General features: G+C 71.8%; 19 protein-coding genes and 1 pseudogene. 8 read left to right on the top strand and 12 right to left on the bottom strand.

Annotation, left to right across the window (positions count from 1 at the left end):
- Positions 1–30 precede the first annotated feature (30 nt).
- The 6 genes and pseudogenes from ACQEV8_RS38270 to ACQEV8_RS38245 all read right to left on the bottom strand — a co-directional run bounded on the left by ACQEV8_RS38270 (position 31) and on the right by ACQEV8_RS38245 (position 6,257).
- Positions 31–1,599: a class I adenylate-forming enzyme family protein gene (locus ACQEV8_RS38270; protein ID WP_432973300.1), complete on the bottom strand. Its 1,569-nt coding sequence runs from the start codon at positions 1,597–1,599 to the stop codon at positions 31–33.
- 1 nt (position 1,600) lies between these two features.
- On the bottom strand, positions 1,601–2,971 hold the full coding sequence (locus ACQEV8_RS38265) for a protoporphyrinogen/coproporphyrinogen oxidase (RefSeq protein ID WP_432970179.1): 1,371 nt from the start codon (positions 2,969–2,971) through the stop codon (positions 1,601–1,603).
- On the bottom strand, positions 2,968–3,942 hold the full coding sequence (locus ACQEV8_RS38260; RefSeq protein ID WP_432970176.1) for a UbiA family prenyltransferase: 975 nt from the start codon (positions 3,940–3,942) through the stop codon (positions 2,968–2,970). Before ACQEV8_RS38260 ends, ACQEV8_RS38265 begins: the two co-directional genes overlap by 4 nt.
- A 79-nt stretch (positions 3,943–4,021) precedes the next feature.
- A complete protein-coding gene (locus tag ACQEV8_RS38255) occupies positions 4,022–4,222 on the bottom strand; it encodes a DegT/DnrJ/EryC1/StrS family aminotransferase (protein ID WP_432970173.1) in 201 nt (66 codons plus the stop codon).
- Positions 4,223–4,293: 71 nt separating this feature from the next.
- Positions 4,294–5,163: pseudogene (locus tag ACQEV8_RS38250) on the bottom strand (DegT/DnrJ/EryC1/StrS family aminotransferase); the annotation flags it as partial.
- Positions 5,160–6,257 (bottom strand): DegT/DnrJ/EryC1/StrS family aminotransferase, encoded by a 1,098-nt coding sequence (locus ACQEV8_RS38245; RefSeq protein ID WP_432970170.1) that lies wholly within the window; start codon positions 6,255–6,257, stop codon positions 5,160–5,162. The gene ACQEV8_RS38245 and the pseudogene ACQEV8_RS38250, both read right to left, overlap by 4 nt.
- 353 nt (positions 6,258–6,610) lie before the next feature.
- Here ACQEV8_RS38245 and ACQEV8_RS38240 point away from each other — a divergent pair, with 353 nt between their 5' ends.
- From ACQEV8_RS38240 to ACQEV8_RS38215, 6 genes are all read left to right on the top strand, one after another.
- A complete protein-coding gene (locus tag ACQEV8_RS38240) occupies positions 6,611–7,687 on the top strand; it encodes a Gfo/Idh/MocA family oxidoreductase (protein ID WP_432970167.1) in 1,077 nt (358 codons plus the stop codon).
- Position 7,688: 1 nt separating this feature from the next.
- Positions 7,689–8,594, top strand: coding sequence for a sugar phosphate isomerase/epimerase family protein (locus ACQEV8_RS38235; protein WP_432970164.1), 906 nt, complete (start codon positions 7,689–7,691; stop codon positions 8,592–8,594).
- Entirely contained in the window at positions 8,591–9,883 is a 1,293-nt protein-coding gene (locus tag ACQEV8_RS38230; protein ID WP_432970161.1) for a M20/M25/M40 family metallo-hydrolase, read from the top strand. The genes ACQEV8_RS38235 and ACQEV8_RS38230 overlap by 4 nt, the downstream gene beginning before the upstream one ends.
- An 82-nt stretch (positions 9,884–9,965) precedes the next feature.
- A complete protein-coding gene (locus ACQEV8_RS38225) occupies positions 9,966–11,093 on the top strand; it encodes an Ldh family oxidoreductase (protein ID WP_432970158.1) in 1,128 nt (375 codons plus the stop codon).
- Complete coding sequence (locus tag ACQEV8_RS38220; protein WP_432970155.1) at positions 11,090–12,040, top strand: Gfo/Idh/MocA family protein; 951 nt, start codon at positions 11,090–11,092, stop codon at positions 12,038–12,040. The genes ACQEV8_RS38225 and ACQEV8_RS38220 overlap by 4 nt, the downstream gene beginning before the upstream one ends.
- 29 nt (positions 12,041–12,069) lie before the next feature.
- Entirely contained in the window at positions 12,070–12,483 is a 414-nt protein-coding gene (locus tag ACQEV8_RS38215) for a DUF6917 domain-containing protein (RefSeq protein WP_432970152.1), read from the top strand.
- A gap of 283 nt (positions 12,484–12,766) precedes the next feature.
- On the opposite strand, the gene ACQEV8_RS38210 is transcribed toward ACQEV8_RS38215, so the two are convergent.
- The 5 genes from ACQEV8_RS38210 to ACQEV8_RS38190 all read right to left on the bottom strand — a co-directional run bounded on the left by ACQEV8_RS38210 (position 12,767) and on the right by ACQEV8_RS38190 (position 16,889).
- On the bottom strand, positions 12,767–13,300 hold the full coding sequence (locus ACQEV8_RS38210; RefSeq protein WP_432970149.1) for an EF-hand domain-containing protein: 534 nt from the start codon (positions 13,298–13,300) through the stop codon (positions 12,767–12,769).
- A 199-nt stretch (positions 13,301–13,499) separates the two neighbouring features.
- Positions 13,500–14,759 carry a nucleotide sugar dehydrogenase gene (locus tag ACQEV8_RS38205; RefSeq protein WP_432970146.1) on the bottom strand — a complete coding sequence of 420 codons (1,260 nt, stop codon included), beginning with the start codon at positions 14,757–14,759 and terminating at the stop codon, positions 13,500–13,502.
- 48 nt (positions 14,760–14,807) lie between these two features.
- A complete protein-coding gene (locus tag ACQEV8_RS38200) occupies positions 14,808–15,113 on the bottom strand; it encodes a hypothetical protein (protein ID WP_432970143.1) in 306 nt (101 codons plus the stop codon).
- 377 nt (positions 15,114–15,490) lie between these two features.
- A protein-coding gene (locus ACQEV8_RS38195) for an IS5 family transposase (RefSeq protein ID WP_432970140.1) occupies positions 15,491–16,299 on the bottom strand; the annotation gives its coding sequence in 2 pieces (ribosomal slippage) (positions 15,491–15,979 and positions 15,982–16,299; 807 coding nt in all).
- Positions 16,300–16,373: 74 nt separating this feature from the next.
- Positions 16,374–16,889: a hypothetical protein gene (locus ACQEV8_RS38190; RefSeq protein WP_432970137.1), complete on the bottom strand. Its 516-nt coding sequence runs from the start codon at positions 16,887–16,889 to the stop codon at positions 16,374–16,376.
- 172 nt (positions 16,890–17,061) lie between these two features.
- Between ACQEV8_RS38190 and ACQEV8_RS38185 the strand changes: the two genes are divergently transcribed.
- Both ACQEV8_RS38185 and argB read left to right on the top strand, forming a co-directional pair.
- Positions 17,062–17,718, top strand: coding sequence for an isochorismatase family protein (locus ACQEV8_RS38185; RefSeq protein ID WP_432970134.1), 657 nt, complete (start codon positions 17,062–17,064; stop codon positions 17,716–17,718).
- A gap of 129 nt (positions 17,719–17,847) precedes the next feature.
- Positions 17,848–18,705 (top strand): acetylglutamate kinase, encoded by an 858-nt coding sequence (argB, locus tag ACQEV8_RS38180; RefSeq protein ID WP_432973297.1) that lies wholly within the window; start codon positions 17,848–17,850, stop codon positions 18,703–18,705.
- Here the strand turns inward: argB and ACQEV8_RS38175 are convergent.
- Positions 18,692–19,210, bottom strand: coding sequence for a GNAT family N-acetyltransferase (locus ACQEV8_RS38175; protein ID WP_432970131.1), 519 nt, complete (start codon positions 19,208–19,210; stop codon positions 18,692–18,694). The genes argB and ACQEV8_RS38175 overlap by 14 nt on opposite strands.
- Positions 19,211–19,231: the final 21 nt, after the last annotated feature.

The raw sequence follows: 19,231 nt of genomic DNA, 5'->3' as shown, positions 1-19,231 counted from the left end.
ACAGCCCGGCGCCGTCGAACCGCGGCCCGGTCATGTCCAGCGGCCGATGCCGGCGGGTGCGGTGCCGGTGAGCTGCCGTGCCAGGGCCGCGCGGCGGACCTTGCCGGTGCCGGTGCGGGGCACCTCGTCCCAGGTGAGGACGGCCGGGTCGCGCAGCGCCGGCAGTCCGTGCGTGGCCTGCTTCCAGGCATCCGGGTCCAAGCGGCCGTCGGCGGTGACCACGACGGGCAGCGGATCGCCGTCCGGGGCGCCGAGAACCACGCATTCCAGGACCTGCGGCAGTCGCTGCTCCAGTACGTCCTCGGTCCGCAGGCAGCTCATACCGGGCAGGGTGTCGGCGGCGCGGTCCAGGAGACTGACGCTGCCGTCAGGGTGGTGAACGCCCATGTCGCCCGTGGACCACCAGTCACCCACGCGTTTGGCGTCCCAGCGACCCTGTTCGGCGACATAGCCCAGGGCGAGGGAAGCGGTGCGGACGAGGAGCAGACCGGGACGGCCCCGCGGCACCGGCCGCAGCGTGTCCGGGTCCACCACGCGCAGCCGGGTCCGGCCCGGCACGGGACGGCCGAGCCGGCGCGCCGTGGTCTCCGCGTCCGGTGCGAGCGCGGAGCGCCGCGTGTGGAAGCGGAACGTCAGCGGTCCGGTCTCGGTCTGGCCCCAGCCCTGCATCCACAGCGGGCGGGCGCGGCGGCTGGCTGTCAGGTACGCGCGCAGGGCGGGCGGGTGCACGGCGTCGTAGGTGCTGATGTACAGGCGGACGTTCCGGAACGGGTTGTCCAGCCGGGTGGTGAGCGGCCGCAGCCGGACGTAGGAGGCGGGCAGGGCCTCGACGACGGTGGGTGGGTGGGCTCGAAGCAGCGGGTCGGCGGTCCCCGGGTCGTCGCCGGTGAGGACCACGATCCCGGCGGGCGCGCGCGACACGACCACGGCCGTCCAGCAGAAGGTGCGTCCGTGTCCGTATGCGCTGGCGTTGGCCAGGATGTCGTCCGGGCGGATGCCGATGCCAGGGCAGCGCACCGCTTCGAAGCGGGCCAGCTTGTGCACGAGTGTCCGTGTGGAGTGGACGACCAGCTTGGGCACGCCGGTCGTCCCCGAGGTGTGGTGGATGACGAGGGGTTCGTCGTCGTAGCGCCGCACCGGTACGCAGGGGCGGGACGCGTCCAGCGCGGCCAGGTGGACCGCGCCGGGCACGGCGGAGTCGACGGTGACGAGGATCCGGGCCGGTTCGCCGGCGTCGGTGCCCCGGCAGCGGGCCAGCACCGCGGAGGTGGTGACCAGCGCGGCGGGCCGCAGCCGCTCCAGCAGGGCGACGAGGTCCGCGGTGGCGAGCCGTGCGGACAGCAGCGCGGGTACGGCGCCGAGACGGACCGCGGCGCACCCGAGCAGGTCGTAGTCCCAGTGGTTGTCCTTCACGATCGCCACGCGGTCCCCGGGACCGACCCCGGCGTCGGCGAGGCGGGCCGCGGTGGCGCGGACCAGGCCGGCGAGTTCGGTGACGGTCCACCGGGTGCCGGCCCGAGGGGCGATGTCGAAGGGCCGGTCCAGGTGGACCACGGTCCGGGCGCCGCCCGCCGCCGCGTCGTCGAACAGGGTGCCCATGTCATGCGGTCGCAACGGTCTCCTCCGCTCGGTCGGGGCCGGCCGGGGAGTTCCGTCCGACCCTGCTCAGCACGCGTGACGCGGCCAGCGCGCCCGCCCGCACGGCGCCCTCGGAGGCGGGCCGCAACATGAGCCAGTCACCGGCGTACTCCACCGCGCGCACCGGCCGGGACAGGAAGCCGGCGCGTTCCCGCAGGGCCTGGGGTGTGGCTTCCGGCAGGCCGTGGCGGAAGGCGTGCACGAGACGGTGGCGGCAGGCGCCGCCGATGCCCGGGACATAGCGTTCCGCCGCACGGACGAGGACGTCGGCGGCCTCGTCGGGAGGGGCGTCCAACAGCTCGGGGACCCGGCGCGGAGCGGCCACGAGGGTGACCAGGCCCCGGCCGGCGGGGACCCGGCCGGGGTCCTTGGCGTGGTCGACGACGACGCCGGAGAGCACGTCCTCCTCGGCGGCCGGGGTGAGCAGAATGTGCACCGGCCGCCGGGCGTCGGGGGCGAGGGGGCGGTCCAGCAGGCAGCTGACCTTCAGCATGGGCGTGAAGGTGCAGGCGGTGAGGAACGGCTGCTCGTCGGCGCGGGCGTCCGGGCGGAGGACCGACGCGACGGGTGCCGGTACGGCGAGCACCGCGGCCCGCGCGGTGACCTGCCCGTCGTCGAACCGCAGTACGGCGTGCCCGCCCGCGTCGGTGACCTCGCGCACGGTGCGGCCGGTGACGACGTCGGTGTCGGCGGCGAGCCGGCGGGCCAGGAAGTCCATACCGTCCCGGTAGGTGCGCCAATGGGACGGGGAACCGGCCTCCAGCAGCAGGCTGACCATGGGGGCGGCCGTCGACCGGGCGGTGTCCCAGCCGAAGAAGCAGCCGGCGACCGGCTGGAAGAGGTAGTCGTGCAGGTCGCGGTGGTAGCGGGCGGCCACCTCCCGCACGGTGGCGGCGCCCAGCGGACTGTGCTCGGGACGGTCGCCGTCGAATCCGGCGCGGCGACGGCCGGTCCAGGCGGAGAAGACGGCCAGGTCGAGCCGCGCCCGGGCGGACAGGCCCGCTCCGGTGGCCACGGCCGTGCCCTCGCCGACGCCCAGGTGGGCGCGTCCGCCGCGCCAGACGGCCACCGCGCCGCCGACCCGGGGCACGTCCTCGGGAGTGACGCGCAGCCTGCGCAGCAGCTCCCACGTCGCGCGGTAACCGCGGGACGGGACCTGCTCGGCGCCCGTGTCCACCGTCCAGCCCTCCTGGCGGATGCTGCGCATCCGGCCGCCGACTTGCGGCAGTTGCTCGTACACCCGGACGGCCAGCCCGGCGCGGCGCAGTTCGTGGGCGGCGGTCAGGCCGGCGATGCCCGCGCCGACGACAGCGACATCGAGATCGGGCTTCATCGGGCGGCTCCCGTTCCGACGACGACGTTGGCGACGGTCATCAGCACCACGCTCAGCCGGTGCACCGCGAAGCCCGTCCGGCGGGCGGTCATGATGTCGCCGCGGACGAACCCGGTCAGGTACTGACGGGCCCGCAGCGCGGTCGCCGGCAGCATCAGCAGCACGAACCACCAAGGGGCCACCCCGGTCGCCGAGGCGACGGCGCCGATGAGGAACTCGGCGACCGACAGGGCTCCGATGAAGACGGCGTTGCCCCGCTCGGAGACCAGGGCGGCCACGGTCGGACGGCCCACGGCCCGGTCGCCGGCCACGTCGTTGGTGTTGGAGTAGACGCCGAACATCAGCGGCCCGAATCCGAACAGCACCGCCTGCACCATCAGGAAACCGGAGAAGCCCCCCGTCACCAGGCCGTAGGGAACGATCACCAGCACGGCGCCGAGGGCGACGAGGAACGCCTCCTGGAAACCGTGATAACTGATCTTCAGGCCGTACGAGTACTGCAACGACACCGCGAACAGCGCTCCCGCCGTCACCAGTGCCCACAGCGGGTGGTGCGGCGCGAGGGCGGCGGCGCCCGCCCACAGCACCGCCCCGGCCGCAGCGCAGGCCCAGGCGAAGCGCAGCGCCTGGGGCACCGTCAGCGCCCCGGCGACCAGGGGTTTGCGTGCCTTGCTGCGCAGCGGGTTGTCGGGGCCGTAGTTGGCGAGGTCGCTGCCGTCCCGGAACCCGGTGACGTCGTCCAGGGCGACCATCGCCATGAGGACCGCGACTTCGCCGGCCAGGAACAGCGCCAGCACCAGTGCCTGCCGGGCGGTGAAGGCGCCGGCCGGGAACAACGCGGCGGTCAGGGCGAGGAAGATGCCGAGGTAGTAGTCGTACACGTCCAGCTTGCCGAGCCGCGCGTAGGCGCGCAGTCGGCTGTGGCCGTGGACGGTGGCGGCCGGACGGCCGACCGCGATGTTGTCCGTCATGGGTGACCTCTTGAGAGTGGCTGCGTCCGAAGGGGGGTGCTCCTCGCCCGGGCGCTGTGTCCGGGGCGGCGGCCGCGCGTCAGCGGTGGCCGTTCGCGAAGGCGCACACGAGGTCGGCGACGTGCTCTACCTGCGCGTCGGTCAGCAGGTGGTGCACCGGGAGGGCGAGATGGCGGCGGGCGGCCTGTTCGGCGCGCGGCCAGCGGGCACCGGGCGGCGCGTAGGGAGCGAAGGCACGGTGGGCGGGCAAAGGCTGCGGATAGTAGACGTGCGTGGCCACCCCCACTCGGCCAGGTGGGCGCCGAGGGCCTCCCGGTCCTCGGCGAGGACCGTGTACACGTAGAAGCACCGGCCGTCCGGGCCTGGCGGCGGCGGTGCCACACCGTGGTCGGCCAGCGGGGTGAAGCGTTCGGTGTAGTACGCGGCGATCGCCGCCCGCCGCGCCAGCCGCGCCGGGAAACCGGAGTAGCGGTGCGTTTGGAAGGCGGCCTGGATCTCGTCGAAGCGGCTGTTGAGTCCGACGGCGTGGTGGACGAACCGGCGCCCGGCGTACTGGCCGTGGTTGCGCAGCATCCGCACCTTCTCGCCCACTGCCGGATCCCGGGTGACGACCACGCCGCCCTCTCCGGGCATGCCGCAGGTCTTGACCTGTACGAAGGAGTAGAGCCCCGCCTCGCCCCACAGCCCGGCCGGGACGCCCCGCAGCACGCCGCCCTGGGCGACCGCCGAGTCCTCCAGCAGGCGCAGTCCGTGCCGCCGGGCCAGTTCGGCGAAGCGTGGCATGTCCGCCATGACGGAGAACATGTGGGCAGGCAGCACCGCCTTGGTCCGCTTGTTGACGAGCCGCTCGGCCTCGTCCGGGTCCATGGTCATGGTGTCCGGCCGGATGTCGGCGAAGACCGGTGTGGCCCCGACATCGACCACCGAGGCGGCCAGGGGCGCGCAGCCGAACGCGGGCACGATCACCTCGTCGCCCGGACCGACGTCCATGGCCCGCAGCACCAGCGAGAGCGCGGAGGTGCCGCTGGAGCAGGCGACCACGTCGGCGGCCCCCAGGTCCTCGCGGAGCAGGTCCTCGAAGGCGGCGGTGCGCCTGCCCAGGATGAAACGCTGCTCCGGGTCGAGGCCCACCTCGCGGACCAAGCCGATCAGTGCGGGGCGGTCGGCTTCGAAGAGGGCGGGAGGGAAGAACGGGACGCCGGGAGGGAGCGATGCGGTCATGCGGTCGTCCTCGTTCCGGCGAGGAAGGGGCGGATGATGTCGCAGACGCGGTCCAGGTCGCCTGTTCGGAGATCGGGGTGGAACGGCAGGGCCACGGCGTGCCGGGCGGCCGCCTCTGCGTGGGGGAACTCGCCCTGCCGGTGGCCCAGGTGGGCGAAGGCAGGCTGGTGCGGCAGGGGCAACGGGTAGTAGACCTCGGTGCCGATGCCGTGCCGGTCGAGGTGGTCGACGAGGGCGTCCCGGTGCTCGGTCTCGATCAGGTAGACGTAGTGCACGTCGCGGTCGTCCGGTTTCCCGGCGGTGGTCCGCGGCAGGCGGATGATCCCCGGTGTGTCCCGCAGACGGGCGGTGTAGGCGTCCGCCAGTTCGGCCCGGCGCGCGATGTGCTCCTCCAGGAGGGACAGCTTGGCGAGCAGGACGGCCGCCTGGATGTCGTCCATCTTGCTGTTCGCGCCGGGCAGCGCGCTCTCGGTGGAGATGGCCGGGAAGTTGTTGAGTGTGCGGCCCGTCCTGCCGTGGTGGCGCAGGGCCTCGACGGTGGCCGCCACCTGCGGGTCGTCGGTGAGCACGGCTCCCGCGTCGCCGAGCGCACCGAGCGTCTTGGAGGGGAAGAAGGACAGGACGCCGCCCACCCCGTGCAGGCCCGCGTGCACACCGTGCCGGCGCATGCCGATCGCCTCGGCGCTGTCCTCGACGACCGTGAGGCCGTGCCGCCGGGCGACGGCGGTGACGGCTGTCATGTCGGCCATCGTGTGGAACAGGTGCACCGGCATCGCGAACCGGCTGTGTGGGGTGACGGCCGCCTCCAGCGCCGCGGGGTCCATCGCGTACGTCTTTGGATCGATGTCGACGAACTGCGGTGTCCCGCCTGCCAGTACGACGGCCGAGGCGGTGGCGAAGAACGAGTACGCCGGCACCAGGACACCGTCGCCGGGACGGACTCCGCAGGCGCGCAGCAGCAGGACCAGCGCGTCGGTACCGCTGTTGACGCCGATCACATGCCGGGCGCCGGTGTACTCCGCGAGCGCCGCCTCGAGTTGCCCGACCTGTTTTCCGTGGGAGAACTTACCGCTGTGGAAGACCTCCTCCAACACCTCTTCGATGGAAGGCCACAATCGTTCGAAAGTCGCGGCCTGGGAGAAGAAGGGAATGCGATCGGTCGTTCCCGGCACATGCGGTAATGCGCCCCCGGTGCGCGCCGGAATCTGTCCGCTGGAAGGCAATCTCTCACCTGTCTCCGTCGTGTCTGCGGAATGTCCACGCTAATCGGACTTCCGGTCGACGGGGAAAGGAAAGGATCATCTTCACACGTTCTGGGTAATGGCGTTCCGGACGTCTTGACCGTTTCCACGCGGGACAGCAACAGTGATGCGGCGCACCGGAGTTGTGCGCGGCGAGAAGAAATAAGCGCGCCCGTCTCCTTCCCGCTTACCTCTCAGGAGGCCTTGTGCTGCAGCCCCTCGTGGTCGGGCTCGGCCGGTCCGGATCAGGACTGCATCTGAACACCCTCGTCCGGCTGGCCCGGCGGACAGCGGCCACGGGTGATCCGCTCGTCGCTCTGCCCGCGGTCGGCTGCGACCCGCGTGCCGGCGCTCTGCACTCTGCGGGCATGTCCGACGAGGTCACGGCCGTCACCACGCTGGAACAGGCCCTGCAACACGTCGACCCCGCCACCGCGGTGGTCCACGTGTGCACACCGCCCCGGCTGCGCTACGACCTCCTCGCGGAACTGGCCGGACACGGCTTCCGCCGAATGATCGTGGAGAAACCCCTCGCGGCGTCCGCGGGCGAACTCGACGCCCTGGTCCGGCTGCGCCATGAGTCCGGCCTCGATCTCGTTGCCGTCGCCCACTGGACCACCTCCCGGCTCGCCGGCCAGTTGCGTCGGCTGGTGGGCGGCGGACGGCTCGGCTCCCTGCGCCGTATCACCGTCGACCAGCACAAGCCCCGCTTCCTGCGGTCCCTGGCGACCGACGGGCATCCGTCCGCCCTGGACGTGGAGATTCCCCACTCCCTGGCGCTCGCGCTCGATCTGGCCGGTCCGGCCGAGCTGCGCACCGCACGCTGGTGGGACCTGCGCTGCGAGGACCGCGGACTGCCTCGCCTGGGCGGCGCGCACGTCGAACTGGAGCACCGTTCGGGAGTGGTGACGCTGCTGCGCTCCGACCTCGGCGCACCCGTCCGGCAACGCAGCGTCGTCTGCGAGTTCGAGGGCGGGACGGCCACTGCCCACTTCCCGCTCAGCGAGGACGACGACCACGCGCAGTTGGTCATCGCCCCCTTCGACCGCGGTACGGCCGCCCCGCCGGCCGGAGTCCTCGACGCGAACGGAGTGCCGGGGGCCGGACACCACGTCTTCCGGGACGACGCCCTGACCGACTTCCTGGACGGCGCCTACCGCGGCTTCGCCTCCGGAGCGGCAGGCGTCGGGAACTTCCCGCTCGCCTGCGCGACCGCCCGGCTGCTGTGCGCGGCCCGGGAGCACTGCGCCGACACACCGCGCGCCCGCGCCGGGAGCCGCTGACATGTCCGGGAACAGCGCCACCGAGCGCCGTGTCCAGGGGTTCGGGCCGTTCGCCGGCATCGGCGACGAGGCGGCGCCCGGCACCGACGGGCAGTTGGCCGCCTTGCGGCGCCTGGGCTGGAACGCGGTCGAACTGCGCACGGTCGACGGCTCGGCCCTCGCCGACCTCTCCCCTGCCGCCTTCGGCGCGCTGGTCCGGCGGCTCGCCGAGGCCGGCGTCACCGTGACCGCCGTCGCCTCCCGGATCGGCAACTGGTCCCGTCCCATCACCGGCGACTTCGGCCAGGACCTCGCCGAACTCGACATCCTGGCCGGGCGCTGCGCGACCCTCGGCTGCCGTCTGGTGCGGATCATGTCGTACCCCAACGACGGTCTGACGGAGGCCGAGTGGGCCGATCGCGTCCTGGCCCGCACCGCCGTCCTGGCGAACCGCGCCGAGCGCGCGGGCCTGGTACTGGTACACGAGAACTGCGCGGGCTGGGCCGGGGACCGGGCCGACCGCGCGCTACGACTGCTGCGCGCCGTGGGCAGCCCGGCCCTGCGCCTGCTGTTCGACACCGGCAACGGTGTCCCGTACGGCTACCGCGCCCCGGACATGCTCCGCGACCTCGCCCCCTACGTCGCCCACGTCCATATCAAGGACGCCGTCCGCACACCGGACGGCGGCACCGCCTACACACTGCCCGGCGAGGGTGAGGCCGGGGTGGTGGAATGTCTGGAGTTGCTGGCCGCCCACGGCTACACCGGAGCACTGTCCCTCGAACCCCATCTCGCGGTGCGCCCCCACGAGGGACTGGCCCGCGCCGGTGAGGACGCCGCCGACCTGTTCGTCCGGGCCGGAAAGGCCCTGGCCGGGCTGCTGGGTGCCGGACAGCCGGTCACCGGCCCGCTGGACGGCCCGGTGTGAGCGACCTGTTCACCGACCGGCACCGGGAGTTGCTGCTGGACCTGCTGCGCCTGTCGAGCGTCAACCCCCTGGAGGCCGGCCCGGACGATCCGCCGTCCCGGTTGCCCGAGATCCTCCAGCGGTACGCGACGGCCGCCGCCGAAGCGGGATTGCGCACCGTCCACCTCGCCAGTCCGCCCGCCGCCTGCCTGGACCGTCCCGGCGTACCGTCCACGGTCCGCGCCGCCGCCGGCGATCCGCGCTTCCTCGCGGACCAGCCCAGCCTGCTGCTGCGGCTGGGACCCGAGCGTCCCCGAGCGCACACCGTGATGTTCAACGTCCATCTGGACACCGTCGCCGGACACACCCCACCGGCCTTCGACGGCGTGCGGTTCACCGGCCGGGGCGCGGTCGACGCCAAGGGACCCGCCGTGGCCCTGCTCGCCGGGCTGCAGGCCGCCGCGTCCGACCCCGCCGTCGGCCGGGACGTCACCGTCCTGCTCCAGGCCGTCGCCGGGGAGGAGGGCGGCGCCCTGGGCACCTACGGCACCCGCCCGCTGCTGGAGGCCGGGCACCACGGCCGACTCAACGTGTTCTGCGAGCCGACCGGGCTGCGCGCGCTGCCCCGGGCCACCGCCGCGATGACCGCGCGGATCACCGTCACGGGCGAGGACGCGGTGGACGACCGCCCGGACGCCGGACACAACGCCACCGTACTGCTGGGATTCCTGGCCCAGCACCTCGCCGCCCGCCTGGACGGGTCCGTACCCGGTACGCGGGTGTGCGTCGCCGGACTGCACACCGGCCGTACGCACAACCGCGTCCACGGCACCGGCACCCTGCTGATGAACCTGTCGTACCGCCGCACCGCCGACGGCGACCGCATGAAGACCGAGGTCACCCGGCATCTCGCCGACGGCCTGCGCCACTTCACCGAACGCTTCGCCCGCACCCGGGAGTTCGCGCGCACGGCGCGGGACGCGGCACGGATCACCCGGCTCGGCTGGGACAAACAGGGCCTGCCCGCGCTGGACGACTCCGACCCGTGGGCCGAGGAACTCCTGGCCCGCGCGGGAGCCCGGCCGGCAACCGGCGACCCCGGCTTCACCTGCGACGCCATCTGGGCGGCCGGCCTGGACGACGCCTTCACCACCGTCCTCGGACCCGGCTGTCTCGCCGCCAACCGTGCCCACGCGTCCGGTGAGTTCGTCGACCTCGCCGACCTGGAGGAGTTCACCGGCGTGGTCCGCCGGCTCGTCACGTTCTTCGCGGAAGCGATGCCGTCGCCGGCAGCCCACCGACCCCCGTAGAGCATCGCAAACCCCGTAGAGCATCGCGCCCCCGGGCGAACGACCTCCGAAGAGAACCACCCCGCCTCGTAAGGAATCCCGAATGACGGCACCCACCGCCCCCCGAGCGGCGGTCGAGCCCACATCCGTCCTCGTCGACCACGCGGAGCTGCAGGCTTCGCTCACCGGCCTCTTCACCGGCCACGGCATCCCTGACGCGCGGGCCCGGCTCGCCGCGGACGCGCTGTGTCACGGCGACCTGACCGGGCTGGACTCGCACGGCGTGTTCAACCTCACCCGGCTCTACCTGCCGTTGCTGGAGTCCGGCCGCTGCGACCCCCACGCCGAACCGCGGACCCTCAACGACCTGGGCGCCTGCGCGGTCGTCGACGCCCACCGCGCCCTGGGCCTGTGGGCCGCGGCCGAGGCCATGGACGACGCCGTGGCACGGGCCGGCCGGCACGGGGTCGGGCTGGTGTCGGTGCGCGGGGCCACCCACTTCGGGTGCGCCGGCTTCCACGCCGTGCGCGCCGCGCACGCCGGGATGATCGGCGTGGTCGCGAGCAACTGCGGCGGCCAGCGCATCGCACGGCCCCCGGGCGGCACGGTGGCGATGCTCGGCACCAACCCGCTGAGCGTCGCCGCGCCGGCCCTCGACGGACACCCGTTCCTGCTGGACATGAGCACCACCGTCGCGCCCACCGGGCGGGTCCGTGTCGCCGCCCGCCGTGGCATCCCGGTGCCCGACGGCTGGTTGGAGGACGCGGCGGGCGAGCCGGTGACGGACCCGTCCGCCTTCGACCGCGGCGAGGCCTTTCTGCGCTGGCTGGGCGGCACGGCCGAGACCGGCGTCCACAAGGGCTACGGGCTCGGCATCGCCGTGGAACTGCTGGCCGCCGTGGTGTCAGGCGCGGCCGTGGGACCCTCGCCCGCCGCCCTTGAAGGGGACGGTACGGCGCACGGCAGCGACGACGACATCGGCTTCTTCCTCCTCGCGATCGCCCCGGAGGTGCTGCGACCCGGCGCGGACTCGGCCGCCGCGACCCGGTCCCTGTTCGGCGCGCTCGTCGGCTGCCCGCCGGTGTCCGGCGGCGAGCCGGTGCGCTACCCGGGCTGGTGGGAGGCGGAACTCGCCGCCGAGCGTCGCCGCCACGGGATCCCCCTGCCCCCGCACCTCCACGCGGAACTGACCGCCCTCGGTCTCCTCGGCGGTACCGGGAGTCCGCGATGACTCGGCCCTTGCAGCTCGGCGTCGTCGGTCTGGGCGCCATCTCCCCCTACTATCTGGCCGCCGCGGAACGGCTGCCCGAGTGGCAGCTGACCGCTGTGTGCGACGCCCGTGCCGAGGCCCTGGAGCAGTTCCCCGGCCGGGCGGCACGCTTCACCGACCACCGCGCGCTGCTGGACCGGGCGCGACCGGACGCCCTAGTCGTGGCCGTTCCCAACGACGTTCACCTGCTCCTGTGCCGGGACGCGCTGGCCACCGGCGTCCCGGTCTGCGTGGAGAAGCCCCTCGCCCTGACCGCGGCCGAGGGTTCCGTGCTGGTGGATCTGGCGCGGCGCCGCGGAGTCCCGCTGATGACGGCGTTCCACCGCCGCTACAACACCGCCGTCCACGCACTGGTGCGCCGGACGGCGGGCCGGGAGATCCGCTCCGTCCGGGTCCGCTATCTGGAGCGCATCGAAGAGCATCTCGGCGGCGAGGACTGGTACCTGGACCCGGCCCGCTGCGGCGGCGGCTGCGTGTCCGACAACGGCCCCAACGCCCTCGACCTGGTGCGGCTGCTGCTCGGTGAACTCGCCGTCACCGGCTGCGAGATCCACCGCGACGGCTCCGGCGTCGACCGTCAGGCGATGATCCGTCTGCGTGGCCGCACGGGAGCCACGGCCTCGGTCGAGCTGGACTGGTCGTACCCGGGGGAACGCAAGGACATCGAGGTGGAGTTGGCCGGCGGCGAGATGCTGCACGCCGACATGCTGGCCGGACACACCGGCTTCAAGGGGTCACTGTGGCACGAGTACGAGGCGATCCTCACCGAGTTCGCGGCGCTCGTCCGCACCGGTGCCCCGGCGGGCACGGGAGCGCACGGCGGCCTGCCCGCGCTCGAACTGGTGGAGGCGGCCTATCGCTGTGCCCGGCCCGCACCGAATACGACGGCGGCGGGGGCGGGCCGGTGAATCCGGCGGAGGACGGCCCGAAGCGCGCCGTGAGAGCATCACTGGTCAAGGTGCTCGTGCACCGCCGCACGGACCGCGGCATGCGGCTGGAAGAGCACGCGGCACGCTGCGTACGCCGGGGCGAGGTGCACGAACTGGTCACCACCGACCAGTGGGACCCGCGCTCCGGCGCCCGGATCGACCGGGTGGGTTTCCTGGGCTTCGCCGAGCTGCTGTGCGGCGGTGTGATCGACCGGGGTGACCTGGTGCGGGTCGGGGACACGACAGTCGGCACGGTGCTCGGCTTCGACGCCTGTCACCTTCCGAACCACTACAACATCCTGATCCACGCGGCGCGTCCGGTCAGCGGCCGGGACCTGGGCCTGCGGCCGGAGACCGTCGTCACGTTCGTCCAGGGCCGGGCCGGGGACCACGGCACGGTCCCCGCACCGCCCGGCGCCTGACAGTCCCGCGCCGAAGCGGTCTCCGGCAGGGCATCCACAGACGCGGGTGACGAGAGGACAGACATCCGCGAGACGGTTCCGGACAGCGCTTACGCGGAAGCGGACGCGTACTCTCCTGCTCCAGACAGCGCCACCGCACAACAGGCGGACATGAGCAACGCGCCATTTCGCGAACAAACGGTCGCGCACCGGATGGCGCCGGCCCGCTGAACGGGCGGCGCCATCCGGTGACTCCGGAACCCGGGTGGTCGCCCACCCGGGTCAGAGCTGCCGCTCCGGCAGGTCAGCCGAGCAGCTCGACCTCCAGGCGGCCGAAGTGGAAGTCGCGGACGGTTTCCAGCAGTTCGTCCTCGGACAGCCTTCCGTCGCCGTTCCTGTCCACCTTCTGGAAAATGTCCCCGGCCTGGGAGACCGGCACGCCGACAGCGGACAGCCAGGCCTGGAACTCACGGGCGTCGATCTCGCCGTCGTGGTTGTCGTCGCACAGGCGGACCAGCGCCTTCACGATGGGAGAGAGCGCGCGGTTGAAGCTCGCCTCACCATCCTTGAACAGCAGCTCCCCCGTGGCGTCGAGGAACTGCTCCCGGCTGATGGCGCCACCGGCCGGGACGCCGGCCTTCTGGGCCAGGTGCTGGTACAGCCCCTGGAACGCGCTGTGGAGCTCCTTCACTTCCGGGGAGTCGGCGCTCTTGCCGAGGTTCTGGGCGATCCGGGCGGCCTCGCCCTGGAGGTCGCTCGCCTCCAGGACGCCGTTGCCGTTGGTGTCCCACTTCTCGAAGCGCTTCACCAGGCGGTCGTTGGCGACAGCGGTGCTCATGTGTCTCTCCCTGTCTCGGACGGAGGTCCGATGGTGTCGGATGGTGTCGGATGGATGACGGACCGCGGCACCTGGGCAGGGCCGCGACCGCGCAGGGCGGTACCGCTGCGCGGGCTCTGGGGCCGGCGAAGGCCGGCAGGAGGAGACGCCGGCTCAGGGCCGGCGCGAGGAGGCACCGGCTTACGCCGGAGCGAGGAGATCAGAGAAGGGTGACGCGGCTGCCCACGGCCTTGCCGCGGGTGTCGAGCAGGACGCAGCGAGCCTGCCCCAGTGCTTCCCTGGCGTAACAGGCGTGATCCTGCAACAGGATCGCCATATCGGCCTGGGCCATGGCTTCCTGGAGGTTTTCGGCGCGCGGCAGAGACCGGCCGCCGACAGTGAACTCGGCTATGTACGGGTCGTGGTAGGACACCTCGGCACCGGCGGCGAGCAGTCCTGCCGCCACCGGGTGCGCCGGTGTCTCCCGCACATCGGCCACATCCGCTTTGTACGTGATTCCGAGCAGCAGGACCCGCGCGCCCTCAGGGCGGCCCAGGACCTCGGTGAGCAGGGCCAGCGCTCGGTCCACGACATGGTTCGGCATACGGCCGAGGACCTCGTGGGCGGCTGCCAGCGTACGGAAGGCGAAGCCCTGGGATTCGGCCCGCGCTGCGAGATAGCGGGGGTCGACGGGTACGCAGTGCCCGCCGACGCCCGGTCCGGGCCTGAACGGCGCGAAGCCGAACGGCTTCGACGCGGCGCAGTGCAGCACGTCCCAGATGTCGATGCCGGTCTCGTGGCAGAACATCGCCACTTCGTCGACCAACGCCATGTTGACGTACCGGTAGGTGTTTTCGAGGAGTTTGGCCATCTCCGCCTCCCGCGTTCCACGGGCGACGACGAGATGGTCCACGAACCGGGAGTAGAACGCGACGGCGTACTTGGCGCACAGAGCGCTGCAACCGCTCACGACCTTCGGCGTGTTGCGGATGGTCCACGTCTCGTTGCCGGGGTCGATGCGCTGCGGCGAATACGCCAGGTGGAAGTCCTCGCCCGCCTGCAGCCCGCTGCCGTGTTCCAGCAGCGGGCGCACGACGTCCTCCGTGGTGCCGGGATAGCTGGTGGACTCCAGGACGACGAGCATGCCGGGGCGCAGCCGGGCGGCGACGGCCCGGGCTGCGTCCTCGACCGCGGACAGGTCGGGTAAGCGCTCCGGTGTGAGTCCGGTCGGCACACAGATCACCACGGTTTGAGCGCCGTCCAGGACCGCTGGGTCGGTCGTGGCATGAAAGCCCGCGTCCAGCATGACCGCGACCTCGGCGTCGAGGACGCCGCCGACATGGGAGCGGCCTGCGGCGAGTCCGGACACCACCGTGCCGGACACGTCGTACCCCACGGTCGCCAGACCGGCCGAGACCGCGGCTCTGGAGAGCGGCAGCCCGACGTGCCCCAGTCCGATGACGACGAGATCGGCGGCCATGTGTGTACGTTCTCCAGTGTGTGGGGGGGGAACGGGAACAGGGGTGGCTCAGGCGGAGAAACTGCCGCTGCCGGGCGCCACATGCGAGCCGTATCCGGGCTGCACGGTGAGGCCGGGGGTCAGACAGAACGGGTCGGCGTAGACGGTGACCGGACGATCGGTGTGGTTCGTCAGCACATGCGCGTCGGGCGGAAGCTTCTGGCATCCGTGCGGGTCGCTATAGGCAGTCAGCGGCGTCGATTCCGTACTGAACACCACAACGTCGCCCTGCTCCGCCGCGGCAGCGGTGCCGCTGGCGGCGTTTGCCGCGAGCAGCGCACCGGCGGCGAGCATGAAGGCACGGGCACAGCGCATGCATTGGTCCTTTCGGTAGCGTGTTGTCGAAATGATTCTTTTCGGGAGATGCACCCGTTAAGCACGGGCGCACCCTGATGCGCCCGTATCAGCGACGCCGTCAAATGAAGTTGACGCATCGGTTGGTGATCTGCGCGCCCCGTCGGTATCGGACGCGCTCGGGGCCTGGCATGGGTTCACCGTCACGGCGAGAAACCGGTTCCGGCTCAGGCGATCCCTCGTCGGTTCCCGACCAGCGCCCCCGGGGAAGGACGTGCCGCCCGCGGCAGCATCAAGGGCGGCAGCGCCGCCAAGCACGTCATGTATCACCACGTCTGCGGCGAATGGCGGCTGGCCGCTCCCCTGCGCGGCATGGACCCGTAGAGCTCGTAACACGATCATGGTCGGGCCTTCTTGAGGCGTCTCCAGCAGATGAGGCTGCAGGCCAGCGAGATGAATGCGTCGTGGAGTTCGGTTCGGCGTTCCCAGCGGACGGCGAGGTGCTTGAACTGGTGGAGGAGGGCGAAGGTCTGCTCGACGACGTAGCGGAGTTTGCCCAGGCCTTTGATGTTCGGGGCGCCCTTGCGGGAGATGACCGGCAGGATCCGTCGTTTGCGCAGCTCACGCCTGTTGGGGTTGGAGTCGTAGCCCTTGTCGCCGAGGAGTGAGTCGGGGCGGCGGCGCGGACGGCCGGGCCGTCCGGCCACGGGCGGGACGCCGTCGACGAGGGCGAGGGTCTGGGTGACGTCGTTGACGTTGGCCGCGGTGGTGATGACCTTGAGCGGGGTGCCGCGTCCGTCGCAGATCAGATGGTGTTTGCTGCCTGTCTTGCGCCGGTCGACCGGCGACGGACCGGTGTCGGCTCCCCTTTTTTCGCGCGGATGTGGGAGCCGTCCACACACGCGCGGGACCAGTCGAGTTCGCCGGCCGCGTTCAGTTCGGCCAGCAGGATGCGGTGCAGCTGGTCGAAGACCCCGGCCTGCTGCCACCGCTCCAGCCTGCGCCAGCAGGTCTGTCCCGATCCGAACCCCAGCTCCAGCGGCAGGAGTTGCCAGGCGATGTCCTGGTGGAGCAAATACAGGATCCCCTGCAGACACAGCCGGTCGTCCACCGGCCGCGGGCCCGGCGCCTTCTCTGGCCAGGGCGGCAGCAACGGCTCGACCAGCGCCCACAAGTCGTCGTCCACGATCCACGGCCGGGTGCTCACACATCACGAACGGCCGAATCATCACATCGGTCACGCCCGACCAGGACACCTCTACAAGATCGTGTTACGAGCTCTTATGAGAAGTGAGAGGACGCGTTGTCGTTCTTCAGAGCGGAGATCAGGTTCGTGATGTTGCAGTCCCCGTACGGACCGTTCTTCGCGAAGTACTGAGAGGTGCCGCCGTAGCCGGAGCTGAAGTACACGCGGTAGTTGTCGTCTCGGGCGCAGTTCTGCACGGACGCCGCGTTGTTCTTCATGTACTGGCCGTTGCCGTTGCCGCGGTTACCGAAGACGTACCGGTAGGTCGTCAGTGACGATCCCTGGTACTGGCTCGTGCCCCAGTGGTCGGACACGTTGCTGTAGAACGTCGTGTACGCCGACTTGATGTAGCCGTCCTGGATGGCGATGTCCTTGGAGTTGTAGAACAGCCACAGGTCACCGTAGGAGCAGGTGATCCATCGAACGTCACAGTTGTCCGTGACGGTGTACTCCGCCGCGTTCGCCGGCTGGGCGGTCGCCATCACAGCCGCCACGGCTGCGAAGGACGTGGCGCAGGCAGCCAACTTCGCCCTGAAGTGGGCACTCCTCATCACAGCTCCACCGACAGGTCGCTGATGTGAAGGGGATCTTCGCACCCCGAACCGTGTCATGACCATGAACTTTGCCTGATCTAGACCGGCAACCCATCACCGACTTAGGCTAGGCTAAGCTAATCAACTCCATGGAATCTGGAACGCGTTGCTCGGGGGGAGAGAATCAGCCATGGGCCTGCCGGACATCGGCTCCTACTCCATGCCGGATCGCTCCGCGATCCCCCGGTCGCAGGTCTCCTGGCGGATCGACCCGGCCCGTGCCGCGCTCCTGGTCCACGACATGCAGAACCACTTCGTCCGGGCCTTCCCCGCCGGCCGCGCCCCCGTGGTGGAACTCGTCGCCAACATCGCCGCGCTCCGGGAACTCGCCGGCACGCTGGACATGCCGGTCGTGTTCAGTGCGGAGCCGGCCGGGCAGCCGCCCGCGCAGCGGGGGCTTGCCGGTGACATGTGGGGGCCGGGGATAGGAGACGAGCCGGACGCCGCGGCGATCGTCGCGCCTCTCACGCCCCGCCCCGGGGAGCACCTCCTGGCGAATGTGCGCCACAACGCCTTCCTGCGCAGCCATCTCGGCAGGCTGCTGCGCTCCCAGAACCGGGACCAGCTGATCATCTGCGGGGTGCACGCGCACCTCGGCGTCCTGCTGACCGCCGCTGACGCCTTCATGAACGACATCCAGCCGTTCGTCGTCGCCGACGCGGTCGCCGACTTCTCCGCCGAGGAGCACACCTTGGCGCTCCGGTGGGCCGCGCGCAGTGGCGTGGTCTGTACGACGGACGGGCTGCTGCGCGGCCTGCTTCTGCACCGGGAGCGGAGGAACGCGTGACGACTGCGGCACGCGGCGTCGATACCGACCCTCGACTCACCCTTGATTTGGAGTGAATTCGTGAGCGTGACCCAAGCCGACCCGGTCGCGACAGGCTCTTCTCGCCTTCCCCGGCCGCCGGGAGAACTCCTGGGCAGCGCGGTCGTCGTGAAGTTCGGCGGCAACGCCATGGTGGACGCGAGCCTGCAACGGACCTTCGCCCAGGACCTGGTGGAGCTGTGGCACGCGGGTCTGCGCCCGGTCGTCGTGCACGGCGGCGGGCCGCAGATCAGCGCGATGCTCGACCGTCTGGGCCTGGAGACCCGTTTCGAGGCGGGCCTCAGGGTCACCACCCCGGAGACCATGGACGTGGTCCGCATGGTGCTGACGGGCCGGGTCCAGCGGGAGCTGGTCGGCCACATCAACGCCCATGGGCCCTTCGCCGTGGGCCTGACCGGCGAGGACGCGCACACGATGACCGCCGTACGGCGACCGGCCCGGGTCGACGGCAAGACGGTGGACATCGGGCTCGTCGGCGACATCATGGACGTGAACCCGGCGATGGTGCGCGCGCTGCTGGACCAGGGGCACATCCCGGTCGTCTCTCCCGTGGCACGCGGTGCGGACGGGCAGGTCTACAACGTCAACGCCGATCTCGCGGCGTCGGCCCTCGCCGTCGCCCTCGACGCCGAGCGGCTGGTGATGCTCACCGATGTGGAGGGGCTGTACGCGGACTGGCCGCGCAGCACCGAGGTGATCGGACGGCTGACCACCGGTGCGCTGGACGGGCTGCTGCCCGGGCTGGCGAGCGGGATGCTGCCGAAGATGGAGGGCTGTCTGCGGGCCGTCCGCGGCGGCGTGCGCAAAGCGCATGTACTGGACGGCCGGGTGCCGCACGCGGTACTGCGCGGCCTCCTCGCGGAGACCAGCCCGGGCACGACCGTGGTTCCCGACGCGGATTCCGACGCGGTCTCCGACTCGGTTTCCGGCGTGGTCACCATGTCCTGACCAGGACCTGCGCGTTGCGCCGCGGGTCCAGGGACTCCGCCCAGGACCGCGGCGCCTGGCATGCGGTCGTGGGCGTGAAGCCGTAGCGGAGGAACAGTCCGCCTCCGCCGGTGGTCGCCGTGAACAGGGCGTCGAGCGATCGGGCGCGGGCCATGGCCAGGACCGCGCGCAGCAGCCCTGCTCCGGCTCCGCTCCCCTGCTGGTGCTCCGTCACGCAGAAGTTGTAGACGACGCCTGCGGGTCGGGCGCCTTCTCCCCCGCCGGGATACGCCCGCATGCCCACGCACCCTTCCAGGGTGCCGTCCGGTGCCTCCAGTACGAGGAAGTCAGCGGCACGGTCGGCGTAGAGGGAGACGGGGCGTTCGCGCAGCGCTCCCGAGCGTACGAAGGGGAGGGACAGGGCGGCGAGTGCGGTGGCGTCGTCCGGGCGAGCGGTGCGCACCGAGGGTGACGGCGCGAGAAGAGCGTGCGGCAGCGCGGCAGGGCGCGGCATAGCCGTGGTCAAGGGAATCCTTCCTCGGTACCG

This window comes from Streptomyces sp. CA-179760 (assembly GCF_050937045.1).
In the GTDB taxonomy this organism is placed as follows: domain Bacteria; phylum Actinomycetota; class Actinomycetes; order Streptomycetales; family Streptomycetaceae; genus Streptomyces.
This window is presented reverse-complemented; position numbering and strand designations above follow the sequence as displayed.